This window comes from Azorhizobium sp. AG788, assembly GCF_004364705.1.
Lineage (GTDB): Bacteria > Pseudomonadota > Alphaproteobacteria > Rhizobiales > Xanthobacteraceae > Azorhizobium > Azorhizobium caulinodans.
This window is the reverse complement of the sequence record NZ_SOBM01000003.1, coordinates 483,924-500,471: the sequence shown is the minus strand read 5'-3', so window position 1 is coordinate 500,471 and position 16,548 is coordinate 483,924. Positions and strand designations below refer to the sequence as shown.

Sequence of the window (16,548 nt, the reverse complement as noted above, 5' to 3'; positions counted from 1 at the left end):
TTGTAACCCGTCCAATGTACCTCCCAAGGCAAACGGGGAAACGGCCATGGCGGGGATGAGGAACACCATTCTGGGGGCGGCCTGTCTGGGCTTGGCGGGCTTCGGGGGCATCGGCTCCGCCGCTGCGCAGGCGGCGAGTGACGATGCGGCTCTTGTGGATCGCGGCGCCTATCTCGCCCGCGCGGCCGACTGCATGCCCTGCCACACGGGCGACAAGTCGAAGCCCTATGCGGGCGGCCTGCCCTTCAAGACGCCCTTCGGCGTAATGTATTCGGTCAACATCACGTCCGACCCGCAATATGGCATCGGCAGCTGGACCTTCGACGACTTCAAGGCGGCCCTGCACAACGGCATCCGCAAGGACGGTGCCTATCTCTATCCGGCCATGCCGTTCGACGCCTACACGGGCATCACGGACGATGATCTGAAGGCGCTCTGGGCCTTTGTGCGCCGCATCCAGCCGGTGGCGCAGCCCGATCGGGAAAACGAGCTGAAGTTCCCCTTCAACGTCCGCCTCGGCCTTCTGGCGTGGCGCGAACTCTTCTTCACGCCCGCCACCTTCAAGCCCACCGCTGGCAAGAGCGACAGCTGGAACCGCGGCGCCTATCTGGTGGAGGCGCTGGGCCACTGCTCGGACTGCCATTCGCCGCGCAACATCATGGGCGCGGTGAAGTCGAAGGACATCTTCACCGGCTCCGAGGTGGACGGCTTCTATGCGCCGGACATCGCCTCCGCCGCGCTGGCCAAGACCTGGACCAAGGATACGCTCTCCCAGTTCCTGCGCACCGGATCGGCACCGGGCAAGACCTCCGTGTTCGGCCCCATGGCCGAGGTGGTGCACGAGAGCCTTGCCTATCTCACCCCCGGCGACATCGACGCAATGGTGACCTATCTGCTCGACAGCCCGCCGCCCAAGGACAAGCCCGCCCCCGAGGCGGCTTCCCCCTTGCCGCATGATGTCTATGTGCGCGCGGCCAAGAGCTACATCGACAATTGCGCTCCCTGTCATCGCGACGGCGGGGTCGGCGCGGGCGTCGCGGTGCCGCCGCTCGCGGGCAATCCGGCGGTCACGGCGGCCGAGCCCTATAACGTCATCATGGCGGTGCTGGGCGGCCTGCCGGCGGGCGGCACCTATGGCGCCATGCCCTCCTTCGCCGGCCGCCTGTCCGACAGCCAGGTGGCGGACCTCGTGAATTACGTGCGCACCTCGTGGGGCAACGGCGGCACCGCCAATGCCACCGCCGGCATGGTGGCCGCATGGCGCGCCACCGCCCATGTGCCCGACTATGGCACGCAGGTCGCCTCCTCCTTCGACTGCCCGAAAGTCGGCGGCGCGCCGGGCAACAGCGGGCCGGAAGCCAAGGTGGTCGCCTCGCTCACCCAAATGATCCAGGGCGGTTCGCGCGCCATCGACAAGCTCGCGGATGCTTACACCTCGGCCTCCGGCGACAGCTCGCCCAATGGCGTGGTGGATGCGCTCACCGCCGCTTACTGCCCGGTGGTGGCGGCGAGCCAGGCGCCCGACTGGCAGAAATATGGCGACCTGCGCCGCTGGACGCTGCAGGTGGCCGCCGCCATTTCGTCTCGCCTCGCCTCCGGCACCATTCCGGACGTGCCGGTGATCTGGGCGGTGCCGGCGGGCACGGGCCTCATCGGCCGTGAGCCGGCGAGCCTTGCCGCCAAGCTGGCCTGCCCGGCGAATGACGGCAAGCAGGTGCCCAAGGCGCTCGGGGATGCGGCGGTCGCGCTGCTGGGCACGCCGAAGCCGCCGGTCAGCGGAGATGCCGCCAAGACCTATGCGACGACGCTGGTGCAGCAGAACCCGAAGGCGCGGCGGGCGGATGTGGCGAACGCCCTGATCCTCGCCTATTGCCCGGCGGTTGCGGCGCTGCCCGGCACGTCGATCGCGGAGCAGAACAACCTGCTGAACAGCTTCGGCCAGCAGGTCATCGGCACGCTGCAACTGCTGCCGACGCCGACGGTCGCGGCGAAATAGTCGGCAAACAACCGTCGCGGTGGGTCAGACCAGTCCCGCCGCGACGTTGACGCCCAGCGCCAGCACGGAGGCGTTGAAGGCATAGGCCACGAGCTGGTGGCCGAGCACGAAGCGGCGCATCCGCGCCGAGTTCACGCTCACGTCCGCCGTCTGCGCCGAGGTGCCGATGGTGAAGGAGAAATACATGAAGTCCCAGGCATCCGGCTCCTGAGAGCCCGGAAAGCCGAGCATGGGATGGCAGTCGACGTCGGGCGCATAATATTCGCGGGCATAGTGCAGCGCGTAGATGCCGTGGATGAAGCACCAGGACAGCGCCAGCGTGCCGATGGCGAGCAGGATGTGCGCTGCCGCCGCGCCGCTGGCATGGGCGGTCGCTCCCGCCTCCATCACCACCGCCACGAGGCTGCTGAAGCTGGCGAGCAGGCAGCCGATGAGGATGGCGGCGGCGCCTTCGTCCTCCTCGGCGGCGCGGGCCCGGATCTTCGCCGCATTGGAGCCGTTGACCATATGCAGGGTGAGGATGAGCCACAGCGCGATGCCCGCGTCCCAGCCCACCAGCAGGCGGGTGCGGAAGCTCAGCATGGGCGCGAAAAGCACGATCACGATGGCGACCCCCACGGCGATGGCGAGCCGGCGGTGCAGGCGCACGCCTCGCCGCAAGGCCGCACCCAGGGTCGGAACGGGAGGGGTGGAGCGGGACATGGGAGCCTTTGTGGTGCGGATGGCGTGTTCGTGCGGCATCATTCCCGCGTGTGGACGCGGCGATGTCTTAGCATCGGCCGCCAAGGTCGCCTATGATTGCGCTCCAGGTTGCGGATGGAGGCTTCCATGACGATTCCCAACGATGCGCGGGGCGGCATCGCTCCCGGCGGGCCTCTGCTGCCGGGACTGTCCCAGATGCGGCATTCCTGGGGCTGGTTCGTCGCCCTCGGCGCCGTCTTCATCCTGCTCGGGTTCGTGGCGCTGGCGCATCTCGTCGCCTCCACCTTCGCCACCGCGCTCTATGTGGGCGCGATGATCCTCGTGGCCGGCGTCGTGCAGGTGCTGCACGCTTTCCGGGTGCGGGAATGGAGCCGGTTCGCGGTGTGGCTCGTCTGCGGCCTGCTTTATGTGGTGGCCGGCGGGCTCATCATGTCCGAGCCGCTGCTGGCGGCCGGCGTCATCACGCTGATGCTCGGCGTCGCCTTCGTGGTGAGCGGCGTGTTCCGCATCGCCGCCGGCCTCGGCGCGCGGGGCACCGACGGCTGGATCTTCATCGTTCTGTCCGGCGTCGTGACGCTGCTCCTCGGGGCGGTCATCATCGCCCACTGGCCGGTGAGCAGCCTCACCATTCTCGGTCTGCTCCTGGGGGTGGAGCTGATCGTGAACGGGGTGGCCACGCTGGTGTTCGGCCTTGCCCTGCGGGGCAAGGGCGTCTGACCCGTGGCGGAACCGCGCCGGGCGAGGGGGGAAGGGGCGCGCACCGGGACCGTGGTGCGCCTGCCGGTGCGTGCGCGTCCCGCGCCCGCACCGCGCGACCTGAGGCTCGATTTCTTCCGCGGCCTGGCGCTGTGGCTGATCTTCCTCGACCACGTTCCGACGAACGTCCTCAACATGGTGACGTTGCGGAATTTCGGCTTCAGCGACGCGTCCGAAATCTTCGTCTTCATCTCCGGCTACACGGCCGCGATGGTCTATGGCCGGGTGATGCATGAGCGCGGCTTCGTCATCGCCTCCGCCCGCGCGCTGAAGCGGGCGTGGCAGCTCTACGTGGCCTTCGTCTTCCTGTTCGTGGTCTTCCTCGCCCAGATCTCCTACGTGGCGGGTCGGTTCAACAATCCGCTCTATGCGGAGGAGACCAACGTCCTGCGCTTCCTCGACGAGCCGGACGTGACGCTCATCCAGGCGCTGCTGCTGCGCTTCAAGCCGGCCAACACGGACATCCTGCCACTTTACATCCTGCTGATGGCCGCCCTTCCGCTGGTGCTTGCGGGCCTGCTGCGGCGGCCCAATCTCACCCTTGGCCTGTCCGTCGCGCTTTATGCGGTGACGCGCGCCATGGGCTGGAACCTGCCCGGCTGGCCGGAGGAGCATGTCTGGCTGTTCAACCCGCTCGCCTGGCAACTGCTCTTCGTCTTCGCCGGCTGGTGCGCCATCGGCGGATCGGAGCGGCTGGAGCCCGTGCTGCGCTCACGGGTGGCGGTGGTGGCCGCCGGCCTCTTCCTGGTGGTCTCGGCCGTCGTGGTGCTGAGCTGGAGCGTCCCCGCGCTTGATGGTGTCGTGCCGGAGGAACTGGGCGAACTGATCTATCCCATTTCCAAGACCGACATGTCTCTGCTGCGCTTCTTCCACTTCCTCGCATTGGCGCTGGTGGTGGTGCATTTCGTGCCGCGGGACTGGCGGGGGCTGACCTCGCCGCTCGCCCGGCCCCTGGTGCTGTGCGGACAGCATTCGCTGGAGATCTTCTGCCTTGGCGTCTTCCTCTCCTTCGGCGCCCATCTGGTGCTGGTGGAAGTGAGCGGCCGACTGTGGGTCCATATGGCTGTCAGCTTGGCAGGAATCGCAATCATGGTTGCGCTCGCCGCCGTGATGTCGTGGTATCATGAGAATGAGAAACGGCGGGGGCCCGAGCGGCCTCCCGGAGGACCGGCATGATCCGCAGGGTCGGGCCATGGATGATCGCACTGGCCCTGGCGTGCATCACGCCGGGAACGCTGGCGGCTCAGCCGGCGGCGCCCGCGGCGTCCGCCGTCCGGGCCTGCCCCGCGCCTGACCGCTATCTCACGCCCAAGGTGCCGCTGCGCCGGGCGGCGGAGGCGGTGCGCAAGGGCAAGCGGCTGCGGGTGCTGGTCTTCGCCGCCGTGCGCATGCCGGCCGTCACCGAGACGGTGGAGGCCAAGCGCTATCCCGCGAGCCTTGCCGCCGCTCTATCCCAGCGCCTGCCGGGCGTCGACGTCACGGTGACGAACCGCATGGAGCCGCGGGCCGGCGCGGGCGAGAGCCTGCCGCTGCTGAATGCGGCCCTCTCCGCGCCTGTCGCCCCGTCCGGCTACGACCTCGTGATCTGGCAGCTCGGGTCCACCGACGTGCTGAAGGGCACCGACATGTCGGCCTTCGGCACCAAGCTCTCGTCCGGCGTGCAGGCCATCCATGCGCGGCAGGCGGACGCCATCGTCATCACCATGCAATATAGTCCCCGCACCGACTTCATGTTCGACGCCGGGCCATATCTTCAGGCGCTGCGCTGGACCGTGAAGTCTGAGGGCGCGGCGCTGTTCAACCGCTACGACATCATGCGCTACTGGGCGGAGGAGGGGACGTTCGACCTTTCCGATCTCCAGCCCGGCGCCAGCATGTTCGAGGATGTTCACCGGTGTGTCGGTGATCTGCTCGCCCGCTTCATCACCAACGGCATGGCTGCGCCGGAGACCCAGTGATCCAATGCGTCTGATGTCCCTTTTCCGTCTCGGTGTCCTCGCGCTGCCGCTCACCCTTCCCGCCGTCGCCCACGCCGAAACCCCGGTGTGCTCGACTGTCACCAGCCAGCCGGCACTCCGGTTGCCGCGGGCCGCTGACAAGCTGGCGAAGACCAAGCAGCTCACCATCGTGGTGCTCGGCTCGTCCTCCACGGCAGGCGTCGGCGCCTCCGGTCCGGACCGCACCTATCCGGCGCGCCTCCAGCAGGAACTGGCGGCGCGCTTTCCCGGCACCACCATCACCGTGCTCAACCGCGGCGTGAACGGCGAGGACGCGCCCGAGAACGTGCGCCGCATGGACCGGGACGTCGCTCCGGCGCAGCCGGATGTGGTGATCTGGCAGGTGGGCACGAACGCCCTTCTGCGGCAGTTCGGCCTTGGCAACATCGGCGAAACCATCCGGACCGGCATCACCCAGCTTCGGGGCTATGGCGCGGAAGTGGTGCTGATGGACCCGCAGTACGCCCCCTGGGTGGTGGCGGACCCGGATTCCAAGCCGATGGTGAAGCTGATCGACGACGTGGGGCGCGAGATGAACGTGCCGGTCTTTCATCGCTTCGCGATGATGCAGGTGTGGCATGACCGCGACAAGATCAGCTTCCCGCAGATGAGCGCCTTCGACGGCCTGCACGGCAACGACTTTGCCTATGACTGCCTCGGCCGCTCGCTGGCCTACAGCGTGGCGATGGGCCTCAAGGCCCCGGCCCAGCCGGCGGTGGCCTCCACCGCCGTGCCGCGCCCGCGCTGAGGCAAAAAAAGGGGCCGGTCGCACCGGCCCCGTTCCATGCTCCGACCGATCGTCGGAAACGCTCAGATCAGGATGTCCCGCTTCTCGCTCACGGTCGCATCGGCGCCGAGGCGGTAGAGGATGGGCGCGCCGGTGGCGAGCTCGCGCTTCATGATGCCTTCCGGCGATAGACGTTCCAGCACCATCACCAGCGCGCGCAGGGAATTGCCGTGCGCCGCCACCAGAGTGCGCTCGCCGCGCAGCACGCTCGGCAGGATCTCCTGCACGAAATAGGGGAGCACGCGGGCGACCGTGTCGCGCAGGCTCTCGCCGCCGGGCGGGGAGATGTCATAGGAGCGGCGCCACACATGCACCTGCTCCTCGCCGAACTTGGCGCGGGCATCGTCCTTGTTGAGGCCGGAGAGATCGCCGTAGTCGCGCTCGTTCAGCGCCTGGTCGGCGATGGTCCTGAGGCCGGTGAGGCCCATTTCCTCCAGCACCAGCTGGCAGGTGCGCTGGGCGCGGGTGAGGGCCGAGGTATAGGCCACGTCGAAGCTCAGGCCCTCGGCGGCGAGCAGCGCGCCGGCGCGGCGGGCTTCGTTGACGCCCTGATCGGTCAGGTTCGGGTCACGCCAGCCGGTGAAGAGGTTCTTGAGATTCCACTCGCTCTGTCCATGACGGACGAGGACGAGAAGCCGGTCCATAGGAATGTCCTTGCGTGGCTGGCGGGTCCTCGGCGGCTGAGGCCGCCGGGCCGCGATCGGAATGCACGCGAGACATATAGGACGCCGCCGGAAAACTCAAAGACGGCTCACCTTCCACCCCGCGCGCGGGTCAGCCGGCGAGGCCCAGCACATCGACCATGGAATAGAGGCCGGGCTCGCGGCCCTTGGCCCAGCGGGCGGCCGTGAGGGCGCCATTGGCGAAGATGGTGCGGCTCTCGGCCTTGTGCACCAGTTCGACGCGTTCGGAGGGGCCAGCGAAGATCACCGCATGCTCGCCCACCACGGAGCCGCCGCGCAGGCTGGCAAAGCCGATGTCGCCGGGGCGGCGGGGGCCGGTAACGCCATCGCGGGCCTTGGCGGTCCAGTCCGGCAGGTGGATACCGCGACCCTCGGCCGCAGCCTCGCCCAGCAGCAGGGCCGTGCCCGAGGGCGCGTCGACCTTGCGGGCGTGGTGCATCTCGACGATCTCGATGTCGAATTCGATGCCGAGGGCGGCGGCGGCCTGGCGGGTGAGGGCGGCCAGCATGTTGACGCCGAGGCTCATGTTGCCGGACTTCACCACGACGGTGCGGCGGGCGGCCGCCTCGATGGCTGCATTCTCCGCCGCCGAGAAGCCGGTGGTGCCGATGACGACGGCGATGCCGGCCTCGGCGAGGCGTTCGGCGAGACGCACGGACGATGCCGGGGTGGAGAAATCGATCACCACATCGGTGCCGTTGAGGGTGGCGGCGGCGTCGCTCTCGATGGTCACGCCGGCCGGCTTCAGGCCGGCGAGCACGCCGGCGTCCTCGCCCAGATGGCCGCTGGTGCTGTGCTCCAGCGCGCCGGCAAGCGCCAGTCCCTCGCCATTGAGGACCGCGCGCAGCAATTCCTGGCCCATGCGGCCGCCGGCCCCGTTGATCACCACCCGCAGATCGGACACGTCGCTTCGCTCCCTGAAACGGATACGTGCCCGGTCCGAAGGGCGGCGGGTCAGCCGTGGCAGGCGACCCGCCGGCACGACTCAGCCGGGCTGGGGACCGTCATAGCCCGAAATGATGATGAAGTCCGTTTCCGCCACGGCCTGCCGCAGCGGGATCGCCTGCTGGTAGGCGGGCGAGTGATAGCATTCCACCGCCGCATGGACGTCCGGGAAGCGGATGATGACATTGCGCCCGCGCGCCGTGCCCTCGACGATGGCGATGCGCCCGCCGCGGGCCACCGGCACACCGCCGAAGGCCGCCACCCGGTCACCCACCATCTCCGCATGGGCACGGTAGCCCTGCGGGTTGCGCAGCGAGATGCGCATGATCCAGTAGCCGGGAACGCCCGGCGGCTCGAGCGGGGGGAGGTCTTCGCTCACGCCTTCAAGGATGACGAGGTCGGCCTGGGAATAGGGGCGGCGCAGATCGATGGCGGCCTGATAGGCCGGATCGTAATAGGCGGCCTGGGCGGCGTCGAAGCTCGGAAACTCGACGACGACGTTGCGGGCGCGGGAATCGCCCTCCATCGTCTTGAAGTTGCCGGCCCGGACCAGGAAGCGCCCGCCGTGGGCGGCGATCACCGGTCCGTTGGCCAAGGTATAAGGATGGTAGCCTTCGGGATCGTGGACATCGACCCGCGCGACCCAGTAACCCTTCGGCGTCCCCAACTCGCTCATGTGCGCCTCGCCCCATTGCGCGGCGCGGGATCACCCGGCCGCTTTTGCCAGTTCCTCCAGGATGCTCCGGGCTGCTGCGGACGGGTCCGCCGCGCCGGTGATCGGTCGTCCCACGACGATGCGGTTCGCCCCCGCCGCCATGGCATCGGCGGGCGTGGCAAACCGCTTCTGGTCGCCGGCCGCGCTGCCAGCGGGGCGAACGCCCGGGGTCACGATCTGGAAATCCGGGCTGGTCGCCGCGCGGACCATGGCCGCGTCGGTGGGCGCGCAGATCACGCCTGCAATGCCCGCCTCCTGGGCCTGGATGGCCCGGCGCCGCACGGTTTCCGTCACACCCTGAGCATAGCCTGCCGCAGCGAGATCCGCCTCATCATAGGACGTCAGCACCGTAACACCTAAAACTTGCAGGGCGCTGCCCTTCGCGCCGCGGGCGGCGGCGGCCATGGTCTGCGGGTAGGCGTGCACGGTCAGCAGCGAAACGCCCCGTTCGGCGGCGGCGGCGGTCGCCTTTTCCACCGTGTTGCCGATGTCGTGCATCTTGAGGTCCAGGAAGACCTTCTTACCGGCGTCGATGAGGTCCGCCGCCAGGTCGAGGCCGCCGCCCACGGTAAGCTCCAGGCCGACCTTGTAGAAACTCACCGCATCGCCGAGTTGCCAGACGAGCGCTTCGGCAGCACCCACGTTGGGATAATCGAGAGCGACGATGAGACGGTCGCGGATGTCCGGGGAGACGTCGGTCAAGTCAGGCAGCCTCTTCGATCGGGCGCCACCGGTCGGGCGCCGTGGTGTGCGTAGAGCGGAACCAGCACCCACCCCCCACCGGTGGCTGGTCGTGGGAACGGGAAATCGCATAGCTGGCGTGGTGGCACAACAAAAGCGTGCCGACGCCGCCATGGCCAACGAAGACGGCGGGTACGTCAGGGGCCTCCGCCAGCGCCGAAGCGACGGCCGCGACGATGCGGCTTTGCGCGTCGATGGCCCGCTCCCAGCCGCGGATGCTCTCGTCCGGCGCCGCGAAAAAGGCGTTGGCCACCTGCTGGAATTCCGCTTCCGGCAGATAGCCCGTGGCCGAGCGGTCGTTCTCGTGCATGGCGTCGCGCACCTCGACCGTCAGCCCGAGGGCGTCGGCGAGGATGGCCGCGGTCTCGCGGGCCTTGGTCTCGGTGGAGGAGATGATGCGGCGGAAGCCGGTCAGGACCGGGCTTGCGGCGAAGGCGGCGGCGCGGGCGCGGCCGACCGCGGACAGGCCCCAGTCCGGCACCGGAACGGCGGGGTTCACCTCGACCTGCGGATGGCTCACATACAGGAAGGAGGTCATGGCCGCCCCGGAAATGCAGGCGCGGGGAGGTTCCCCGCGCGGCAGGCTTCGGACCTGAGGCTGGGGCCCTGGGTCAGGCGCTCGGGCGGCGGTAGGCCCACACGCGCGCCGGCGGCAGGTTGCGCCATACGCGCGGGGAGCGCTCGCCGTGGATCTCGCCCGGCTTCAGCGGCACCGGCGAGACTACCGCATAGGTGAACTGCACGAAGGGTGCGCCGGGACGGGAGAGGTCGAAGGCCTCGTTCACCATGCGGTCGCGCTCCTGCGGCGGCTTGGTGAACAGCGGCAGGGACGAGATGGTGCCGACCGCCGGGGCATCGAGCCGGTCCTTCAGGATGTCGTACATGGCGTACGCATCGCCCTGGATGACCGTGACGCCGGGGTGGCGCTTGCGCAACAGGGCGCAGAATTCGGGATTGTATTCGATCAGGAACAACCGTTCCGGCGCGAATCCGCGGGCAATGAGCGCGCGGGTCACGGGACCGGTGCCCGGCCCGAGCTCGATGACAGGGCCATCGATGGCAGGATCGAGATAGCTCGCCATCATCTTGGCGAGCGCCCGTCCGGACGGGGACACGGCGCCGGTCTTGAGCGGGTTCTGGAACCAGGACTGGAGGAAGCGCATCTCATCGTTGAGACGGGGCTTCACGGACACTTCGCGACGCGGCGGAGTATGGAGCATTCGGTCGGCTCCGGCAGGAACGAGCGCAGAATTCTCTGGCGATTAGACGGGAAAGCACACCGGGTCAAGGCGCCCGAGCCATGCTTGGCACAGGCACCTTGACGCTGACGCTGTGTCAATTGCCGAGGAAGTGACCGAGTTCCGTCCGGAATTCCGGCGCGATGTCGGGCCGCGACAGGGCATAGGCGACGTTCGCCATGAGGAAGCCGATCTTCGAGCCGCAGTCATAGACCGAGCCGTCGAAGCGGACGGAGAAGAAGCGCTCGCGCTCCATCAGCTTCAGCATCGAGTCGGTGAGCTGGATCTCGTTGCCCGCGCCCTGCTCCTGCTTCGCCAGCAGGTCGAAGATGGTGGGCTGGAGGATGTAGCGGCCGGAGATGGCGAGGTTGCTCGGCGCCGTGCCGGCCGCCGGCTTCTCGACCATCTGGGTGATCTCGTGCGCCTTGGCGCTGGTTTCCTTGCCGAGGCCGACGATGCCGTACTGGTTCGTCTGGTCGTCGGGAACCTCATAGACAGAGATCACGTTGCCGCCGGTCTTGTTGTAGGTCTCCACCATCTCGGTGAGGCAGCCCTTGCCGTTGCCATTGGGCAGGTGGAGCATGTCGGGCAGGAGAAGCGCGAAGGGTTCGTCGCCGATCAGGTCCCGGGCGCACCAGACCGCATGGCCAAGGCCGAGGGGCAGCTGCTGGCGGGTGAAGGAGGTGGTGCCGGCCTTCGGCGTGTCGCGGTCGAGCTGCGCGAGTTCCTTGGTCTTGCCGCGGTCGGCAAGGGTCTTCTCGAGCTCGAACTGGCGATCGAAATGGTCCTCAATCACCGCCTTGTTGCGGCCGGTGACGAAGACGATGTGCTCGATGCCAGCGGCGACCGCCTCGTCCACGACGTGCTGCACCACGGGACGGTCCACCACCGTCAGCATCTCCTTCGGCACCGCCTTGGTGGCCGGAAGGAAGCGCGTTCCCAGACCCGCGACCGGCAGGATGGCTTTGCGAAGTGGCTTTGGCATGACGCCCCGTTCCTTATTTCCCAAAATGGAAAAGCCCGGCTTCCTAACACAGGAAACTGGGTGTTCGCAAAGCAACGCTATGGCCCGGAATTGGTTGCAAAACTTGAGCATTTTGCGGCCGAACAGCGACTACTCCTTTTAATTGACGCAGAAGGAGCGCTGCATCACCTTCACCTTGAACATGCAAGGAGGACGGCATGGCGGTTCTGGTCACCGGTGGTGCGGGCTATATCGGCAGCCACATGGTTCTCGCCCTCGTGGATGCCGGCGAGCCTGTGGTGGTGCTGGACAATCTCTCCACCGGCTTCCGCTGGGCCGTCCACCCGAGCGCCACCTTCATCGAGGGCGACGTGGCCGATGCCGACCTTGTCGCCCGCATCGTCGCCGAGCATGACATCAGCGCGGTGGTGCATTTCGCCGCGCGCATCGTGGTGCCGGAATCGGTCGCCGATCCGCTCGGCTACTATCTCGCCAACACGGTGAAGACCCGCGCGCTCCTCGACGCGCTGGTGAAGGCCGACGTGCCGCACATGATCTTCTCCTCCACCGCCGCCGTGTACGGCATGGTGGGCAACGATCCGGTGGCGGAAGACGCGCTGCTCTCGCCCATCTCGCCCTATGGCCGCTCCAAGCTCATGAGCGAGTGGATGCTGGAGGACACGGCGGTGGCGACCCCGCTGCGATACGTGGCGCTGCGCTATTTCAACGTGGCGGGCGCCGATCCGGCCGGCCGATCGGGTCAATCCACGGCGGGGGCGACCCATCTCATCAAGGTCGCCTGCGAGACGGCGCTCGGCAAGCGCGCCGCCATGTCCGTCTTCGGTACCGACTATCCGACGCCGGACGGCACCTGTCTGCGTGACTATATCCATGTGAGCGACCTCGTCGCCGCCCATCTCGACGCGCTCAACCACCTGCGGCGGGGCGGGGCGAGCGGCGTCTACAATTGCGGCTATGGCCGGGGCTATTCGGTGCTGGAGGTGATCGAGACCGTGAAGGCGGTCTCCGGCGTCGATTTCACCGTGAACTACGCCCCCCGCCGTCCGGGCGACCCTGCGGCCATCGTCGCCAAGGCGGACCGGATCCGGGCCGCCATCGGCTGGACTCCGCGCCTCGACGATCTGGAGACCATCGTGCGCCATGCGCTCGACTGGGAACGGAGCCTGGAAGCCCGCAAATCCGCCGCCTGAGGCCCCGTCCCACGCCCTTGTGAGCCGGAAGACGCCATGGCGCGGGCATAAACTTGCCCTTCGTTAACCGTGGCGCAACCATATTCGCTGCCCATTAGCTCTCATGGGACGCTCGGCCTGCCGCGTGTCCCTCGAGGTTCAGGGCCGCGCCGGCTGCGTGGCGGAGAGGCGGAGTGATGGCGGTGAAGACGACCCGATCGACCCGGATGGCGGCGCGGACCGGCAGGACCGGCGCGCGCGGCCTCGCGGCGGCCTTCGCGGCCGCCGTCTCGCTGGTGGCGGTGGCGCCCGCCGGCGCGCAGGCGCAGGTGACGGGCTCCATCTTCTCGGGCTTCCAGCCGCAGCAGCCGCCGGCTCCCGAGCGCGCCGGCCATCCGCTGATGCAGCCCGAGGCCATCGCGCAGGCGCAGGCCAATTTCCCCAACTGCATCGCCGCGCTGCAGCCCCTGGCGCAGTCCAAGGGCGTCTCGCCGGCGAGCTTCCAGCGTCTGACCGCCGGGCTCGAGCCCGACATGAAGATCATGGACTATCTCGACAGCCAGCCGGAGTTCTCCAAGACGCTCGGCGACTACGTGACCATGCTGGTGAGCCAGACCCGGATCACCAAGGGTCGCGAGATGCTGGAGAAGTACAAGCCCATCTTCGAGAAAGTGGAGAAGGCTTACGGCGTCGACCGCTATGTGGTGGCGGCCATCTGGGGCATCGAGACCAGCTATGGCGATCCCAAGGGCATCGGCACGCGCTCGGTTCTGCGCTCCACGGCGACGCTCGCCTGCATCGGCCGGCGGCAGGATTATTTCCGCGACGAATTCATCGCCACGCTCCAGATCATCGACCGGGGCGACGTGCCGGCGGATCACATGAAGGGATCGTGGGCGGGCGCCTTCGGCCCCACCCAGTTCATGCCCACCTCGTTCCTGCGCTATGCGGTGGACTTCGACGGCGACGGCCACCGCAACGTGGTGGATTCCATCCCGGACGTGATCGCCTCCACCGCCAACAACCTCAAGCTCGACGGCTGGCAGTTCGGCCAGACTTGGGGCTATGAGGTGGTGCTGCCGCAGAACTTCGACTACCGCTACGTGGATCGGACCAAGCGCTACTCCATGGCCCAGTGGGCCTCGCTCGGCATCCGCCGGGCCAACGGGCAGGCCTTCCCGCGTCCCAGCGACACCGGCTTCCTTCTGCTGCCCTCCGGTGCCAAGGGCCCGGCCTTCATCATGCTTCCGAATTTCGGTGCCATCCTGCGTTACAATCCTGCGGACGCCTACGCCCTGGCCATCGGCCACCTCGCGGACCGGCTGCGCGGCGGCGGCGACTTCGTGCAGGCCTGGCCGAAGGAGGAGCGGGCGCTTTCGCGCACCGAGCGCCTCGAACTCCAGACCCGCCTGTCGCAGATGGGCTACGACATCGGCAATATCGACGGCATCCTCGGGCAGAAGACCCGCGTGGCCGTGCAGGATTTCCAGACCCGCGCGGGCATGATCCCGGACGGCTACCCGAACCTCGACGTGCTGGCGCGCATGCGCCAGTGATCCCCCGCGGGGTCAATCCGCCACCAGAGGCAGGCGCGCCGTCACGCGCGCGCCGCCGCCGGGACGGTCCGCGATCCCGACGGTGCCGCCGATGCTGTCGGTGATCTGCCGCACGATGGTGAGCCCCAGCCCCGCGCCGCCGGTCTCGCGGCTGCGGGAGGCATCGAGCCGGTAGAAGGGCTCGAACACCCGCTCACGCTCGGCCTCGGGGACGCCGGGCCCACGATCCTCCACCACCAGATCCACCGCATCCCCGTCCCTCATGAGGGAGACGTCCGCCCGCCCGCCATAGGCGATGGCATTACCGATGAGGTTCGCCGCCAGACGCTTCAGAGCCGAGGGCGCCGCCGCGACGCGGCAGGGAACGGACGGCGCGCTGAAATGGATAGGGGCCCCTTCCGCCGCCCGCGCCGCGCATTCCTCCGCCACCAGCGCCGCGAAGTCGATGCTCGCGCCGTCGCGCCCCGTGAAGCTGCCGCGCGCGAAATCGAGCGTGTCGGCCAGCAGCGCCTGCATCTCCTCGAGGTCGCGCTGGGCGCGGGCCGTCTGCGGACCCTCCGGCAGGAGCGCGATGCGCAGGCGCAGGCGCGTGACATAGGTGGCGAGGTCATGGCTCATGGCCCCGAGCACGAGGCTACGGTTGCGCACCAGTTCGACGATGCGCCGCTGCATGGCGTCGAAGGTCTCCGCCAGCCGCCGCACGTCCGGCGCGCCGCGGGGCTCCACACGCTGGGGCTCAAGGCTGGTGCCAAAGCGGTCCAGCGCGGCCGAAAGCTCGGAAATCGGCCGGGTCTCCCGCCGCACCGCGAGGACTGTGGCGAGCGCCACCGCGATGCCCAACAGCCCGGCCACGAGGCCGACGGGAACGCCGAAAAGCCGCGCGGTCAGTTCCCCCCGGGCGCGCACCAGCAGGAAGCGGCCATCGGCCAGCCCCACGGTCATGCGCAATTCCCGCGCGGGCCAGGACAGCATCATCGGAATCCAGCGGCCGCCGAAGGCCGTGTCGAGGACGACGGTGACCTCGCGCGGATCGTTCTTCCCCAGTTGCGCCCGGATGAGGCGCTCGAGCAAGGGCACACGCTCCAGCAGCGGCGGGCGCTTCGTCTCCCCCGTCTCGGGCTGCGGCGCGATGCGGGCGCGAAAGCCGGGGCCGCTGACGGCATCGAGCGCAAGCTCGCGGTCCGGCTCCGGCAGCCGGTCCAGCAGTTGCGCGAGGGCTCCCACCTGCGTCGCCATGGAGCCGGCGACACCTTCACCGTTCAGCCGCCGATCCGTGAAATAGGCCGCCGTCATGAGCATCTGGGCGATGACGAGGCCGCCCGCGATGATGAGCGCGAGCCGCAGCGGCAGCTTGAAGCGCGTCAATTGCCTTTGCCTCCGGGAGGAAGGGCGAAGATATAGCCGCCGTTGCGCACGGTCTTGATGAGCTGTGCAGCCTCCGGCGCGACCAGGGACAGGCGGCGGCGCAGGCGGCTGACGGCCACATCGATGGTGCGGTCGAACGGGTCCGCGCTGCGCCCGCGCGTCCAGTCGAGCAACTGGTCGCGCGACAGCACGCGGCGCGGCCGCTCAAGGAAGCAGGCGAGGAGGTCAAACTCCGCGGAGGTGAGATCGAGCGCGATCCCGTCCGGGGTCCGGACGCTGCGCGCATCAAGATCGGCGATCAGCCCGCCGAAGGCGATGTCCTGCCGCCGCGGGTCCTCGCCCATCCGTGCCGCCGTCTTCGCCCGCCGCAATATCGCGCGGATGCGGGCCAGCAGCTCCCGTGGATTGAAGGGCTTGACCAGATAGTCGTCGGCTCCGACCTCCAGCCCCACGATCCGGTCCACCTCGTCGCCTTTGGCGGTGAGCATGAGCACCGGCACATCCCCCTGCGCCCGCAGGCGGCGGCAGAGGGAAAGGCCGTCCTCGCCCGGCAACATGATGTCGAGGATGACGAGATCGGGACGGATGCCGGCAAGGATCGCATCCATGGCGCGGCCGTCGGCGGCGAGGCGGGTGTCATAGCCTTCGCGGCCGAGGAAATCCGCCAGCAGGGAACGGATCTCCCGGTCGTCTTCGACGATGAGAAGGGTGGTAGCGGAAGCGCCCTGCGACATGGCGCAACTCTATTCGGCCGCCTGCCGCCCGCAAGCGGCGCTGGAGCACGCGTTACAAATCGTTACGAAACGGCGTTGGCCTGCAATCTTGCTGCGAAGCGACGCAGCGATGGTCTTTTCTGAAGGCGGCACGTTTCTCCGCTTTCGGTCGGGCCGGGCGGAACCGCCCCCTTCGCTCC

General features: G+C 68.5%; 17 protein-coding genes. 7 read left to right on the top strand and 10 right to left on the bottom strand.

The genetic code is table 11. From position 1 onward, the window contains the following. The first annotated feature begins 46 nt into the window (after positions 1-46). Positions 47-1,996, top strand: coding sequence for a cytochrome c (locus DFO45_RS10130; RefSeq protein WP_133864737.1), 1,950 nt, complete (start codon positions 47-49; stop codon positions 1,994-1,996). A gap of 24 nt (positions 1,997-2,020) precedes the next feature. Here DFO45_RS10130 and DFO45_RS10125 read toward each other — a convergent pair whose 3' ends face one another. Further along, positions 2,021-2,698: a DUF1345 domain-containing protein gene (locus DFO45_RS10125; protein ID WP_043879877.1), complete on the bottom strand. Its 678-nt coding sequence runs from the start codon at positions 2,696-2,698 to the stop codon at positions 2,021-2,023. A 126-nt stretch (positions 2,699-2,824) separates the two neighbouring features. Here DFO45_RS10125 and DFO45_RS10120 point away from each other — a divergent pair, with 126 nt between their 5' ends. The 4 genes from DFO45_RS10120 to DFO45_RS10105 are packed head-to-tail and all read left to right on the top strand — an operon-like array spanning position 2,825 to position 6,199. Then, the gene (locus DFO45_RS10120) at positions 2,825-3,415 is read left to right on the top strand and encodes an HdeD family acid-resistance protein (RefSeq protein ID WP_043878719.1); all 591 of its coding nucleotides are present in this window, start codon (positions 2,825-2,827) and stop codon (positions 3,413-3,415) included. A 3-nt stretch (positions 3,416-3,418) separates the two neighbouring features. Further along, positions 3,419-4,630, top strand: a complete 1,212-nt coding sequence (locus DFO45_RS10115) for an OpgC domain-containing protein (RefSeq protein ID WP_012168684.1) — start codon at positions 3,419-3,421, stop codon at positions 4,628-4,630. After that, complete coding sequence (locus tag DFO45_RS10110; protein ID WP_133864736.1) at positions 4,627-5,412, top strand: SGNH/GDSL hydrolase family protein; 786 nt, start codon at positions 4,627-4,629, stop codon at positions 5,410-5,412. The genes DFO45_RS10115 and DFO45_RS10110 overlap by 4 nt, the downstream gene beginning before the upstream one ends. Before the next feature lie 13 nt (positions 5,413-5,425). Continuing rightward, positions 5,426-6,199: an SGNH/GDSL hydrolase family protein gene (locus DFO45_RS10105; RefSeq protein WP_166657091.1), complete on the top strand. Its 774-nt coding sequence runs from the start codon at positions 5,426-5,428 to the stop codon at positions 6,197-6,199. Between the two features lie 62 nt (positions 6,200-6,261). On the opposite strand, the gene DFO45_RS10100 is transcribed toward DFO45_RS10105, so the two are convergent. The 7 genes from DFO45_RS10100 to galU form a co-directional block, all read right to left on the bottom strand. Beyond that, on the bottom strand, positions 6,262-6,882 hold the full coding sequence (locus tag DFO45_RS10100; RefSeq protein ID WP_133864734.1) for a 2,3-bisphosphoglycerate-dependent phosphoglycerate mutase: 621 nt from the start codon (positions 6,880-6,882) through the stop codon (positions 6,262-6,264). A gap of 130 nt (positions 6,883-7,012) precedes the next feature. After that, on the bottom strand, positions 7,013-7,825 hold the full coding sequence (gene dapB, locus DFO45_RS10095) for a 4-hydroxy-tetrahydrodipicolinate reductase (protein WP_133864733.1): 813 nt from the start codon (positions 7,823-7,825) through the stop codon (positions 7,013-7,015). A gap of 81 nt (positions 7,826-7,906) precedes the next feature. Then, the gene (locus DFO45_RS25490; protein ID WP_012168689.1) at positions 7,907-8,542 is read right to left on the bottom strand and encodes a DUF1330 domain-containing protein; all 636 of its coding nucleotides are present in this window, start codon (positions 8,540-8,542) and stop codon (positions 7,907-7,909) included. A gap of 30 nt (positions 8,543-8,572) precedes the next feature. After that, a complete protein-coding gene (pyrF, locus tag DFO45_RS10085) occupies positions 8,573-9,292 on the bottom strand; it encodes an orotidine-5'-phosphate decarboxylase (RefSeq protein ID WP_043879880.1) in 720 nt (239 codons plus the stop codon). Continuing rightward, positions 9,285-9,860 carry a histidine phosphatase family protein gene (locus DFO45_RS10080; RefSeq protein WP_133864732.1) on the bottom strand — a complete coding sequence of 192 codons (576 nt, stop codon included), beginning with the start codon at positions 9,858-9,860 and terminating at the stop codon, positions 9,285-9,287. Before DFO45_RS10080 ends, pyrF begins: the two co-directional genes overlap by 8 nt. A gap of 73 nt (positions 9,861-9,933) precedes the next feature. Continuing rightward, positions 9,934-10,542, bottom strand: a complete 609-nt coding sequence (locus tag DFO45_RS10075; RefSeq protein ID WP_133864731.1) for an rRNA adenine N-6-methyltransferase family protein — start codon at positions 10,540-10,542, stop codon at positions 9,934-9,936. Between the two features lie 115 nt (positions 10,543-10,657). Next, positions 10,658-11,545, bottom strand: coding sequence for a UTP--glucose-1-phosphate uridylyltransferase GalU (galU, locus tag DFO45_RS10070; RefSeq protein WP_043878721.1), 888 nt, complete (start codon positions 11,543-11,545; stop codon positions 10,658-10,660). A 197-nt stretch (positions 11,546-11,742) separates the two neighbouring features. Between galU and galE the strand changes: the two genes are divergently transcribed. Further along, positions 11,743-12,735, top strand: coding sequence for a UDP-glucose 4-epimerase GalE (gene galE / locus DFO45_RS10065; RefSeq protein ID WP_012168694.1), 993 nt, complete (start codon positions 11,743-11,745; stop codon positions 12,733-12,735). Positions 12,736-12,911: 176 nt separating this feature from the next. Then, positions 12,912-14,270 (top strand): lytic murein transglycosylase, encoded by a 1,359-nt coding sequence (locus DFO45_RS10060; protein WP_133864730.1) that lies wholly within the window; start codon positions 12,912-12,914, stop codon positions 14,268-14,270. A gap of 12 nt (positions 14,271-14,282) precedes the next feature. On the opposite strand, the gene DFO45_RS10055 is transcribed toward DFO45_RS10060, so the two are convergent. Beyond that, positions 14,283-15,635, bottom strand: a complete 1,353-nt coding sequence (locus DFO45_RS10055) for an ATP-binding protein (protein WP_133864729.1) — start codon at positions 15,633-15,635, stop codon at positions 14,283-14,285. Then, entirely contained in the window at positions 15,632-16,369 is a 738-nt protein-coding gene (locus DFO45_RS10050) for a response regulator (RefSeq protein WP_133864728.1), read from the bottom strand. The genes DFO45_RS10055 and DFO45_RS10050 overlap by 4 nt, the downstream gene beginning before the upstream one ends. Between the last annotated feature and the right edge of the window lie 179 nt (positions 16,370-16,548).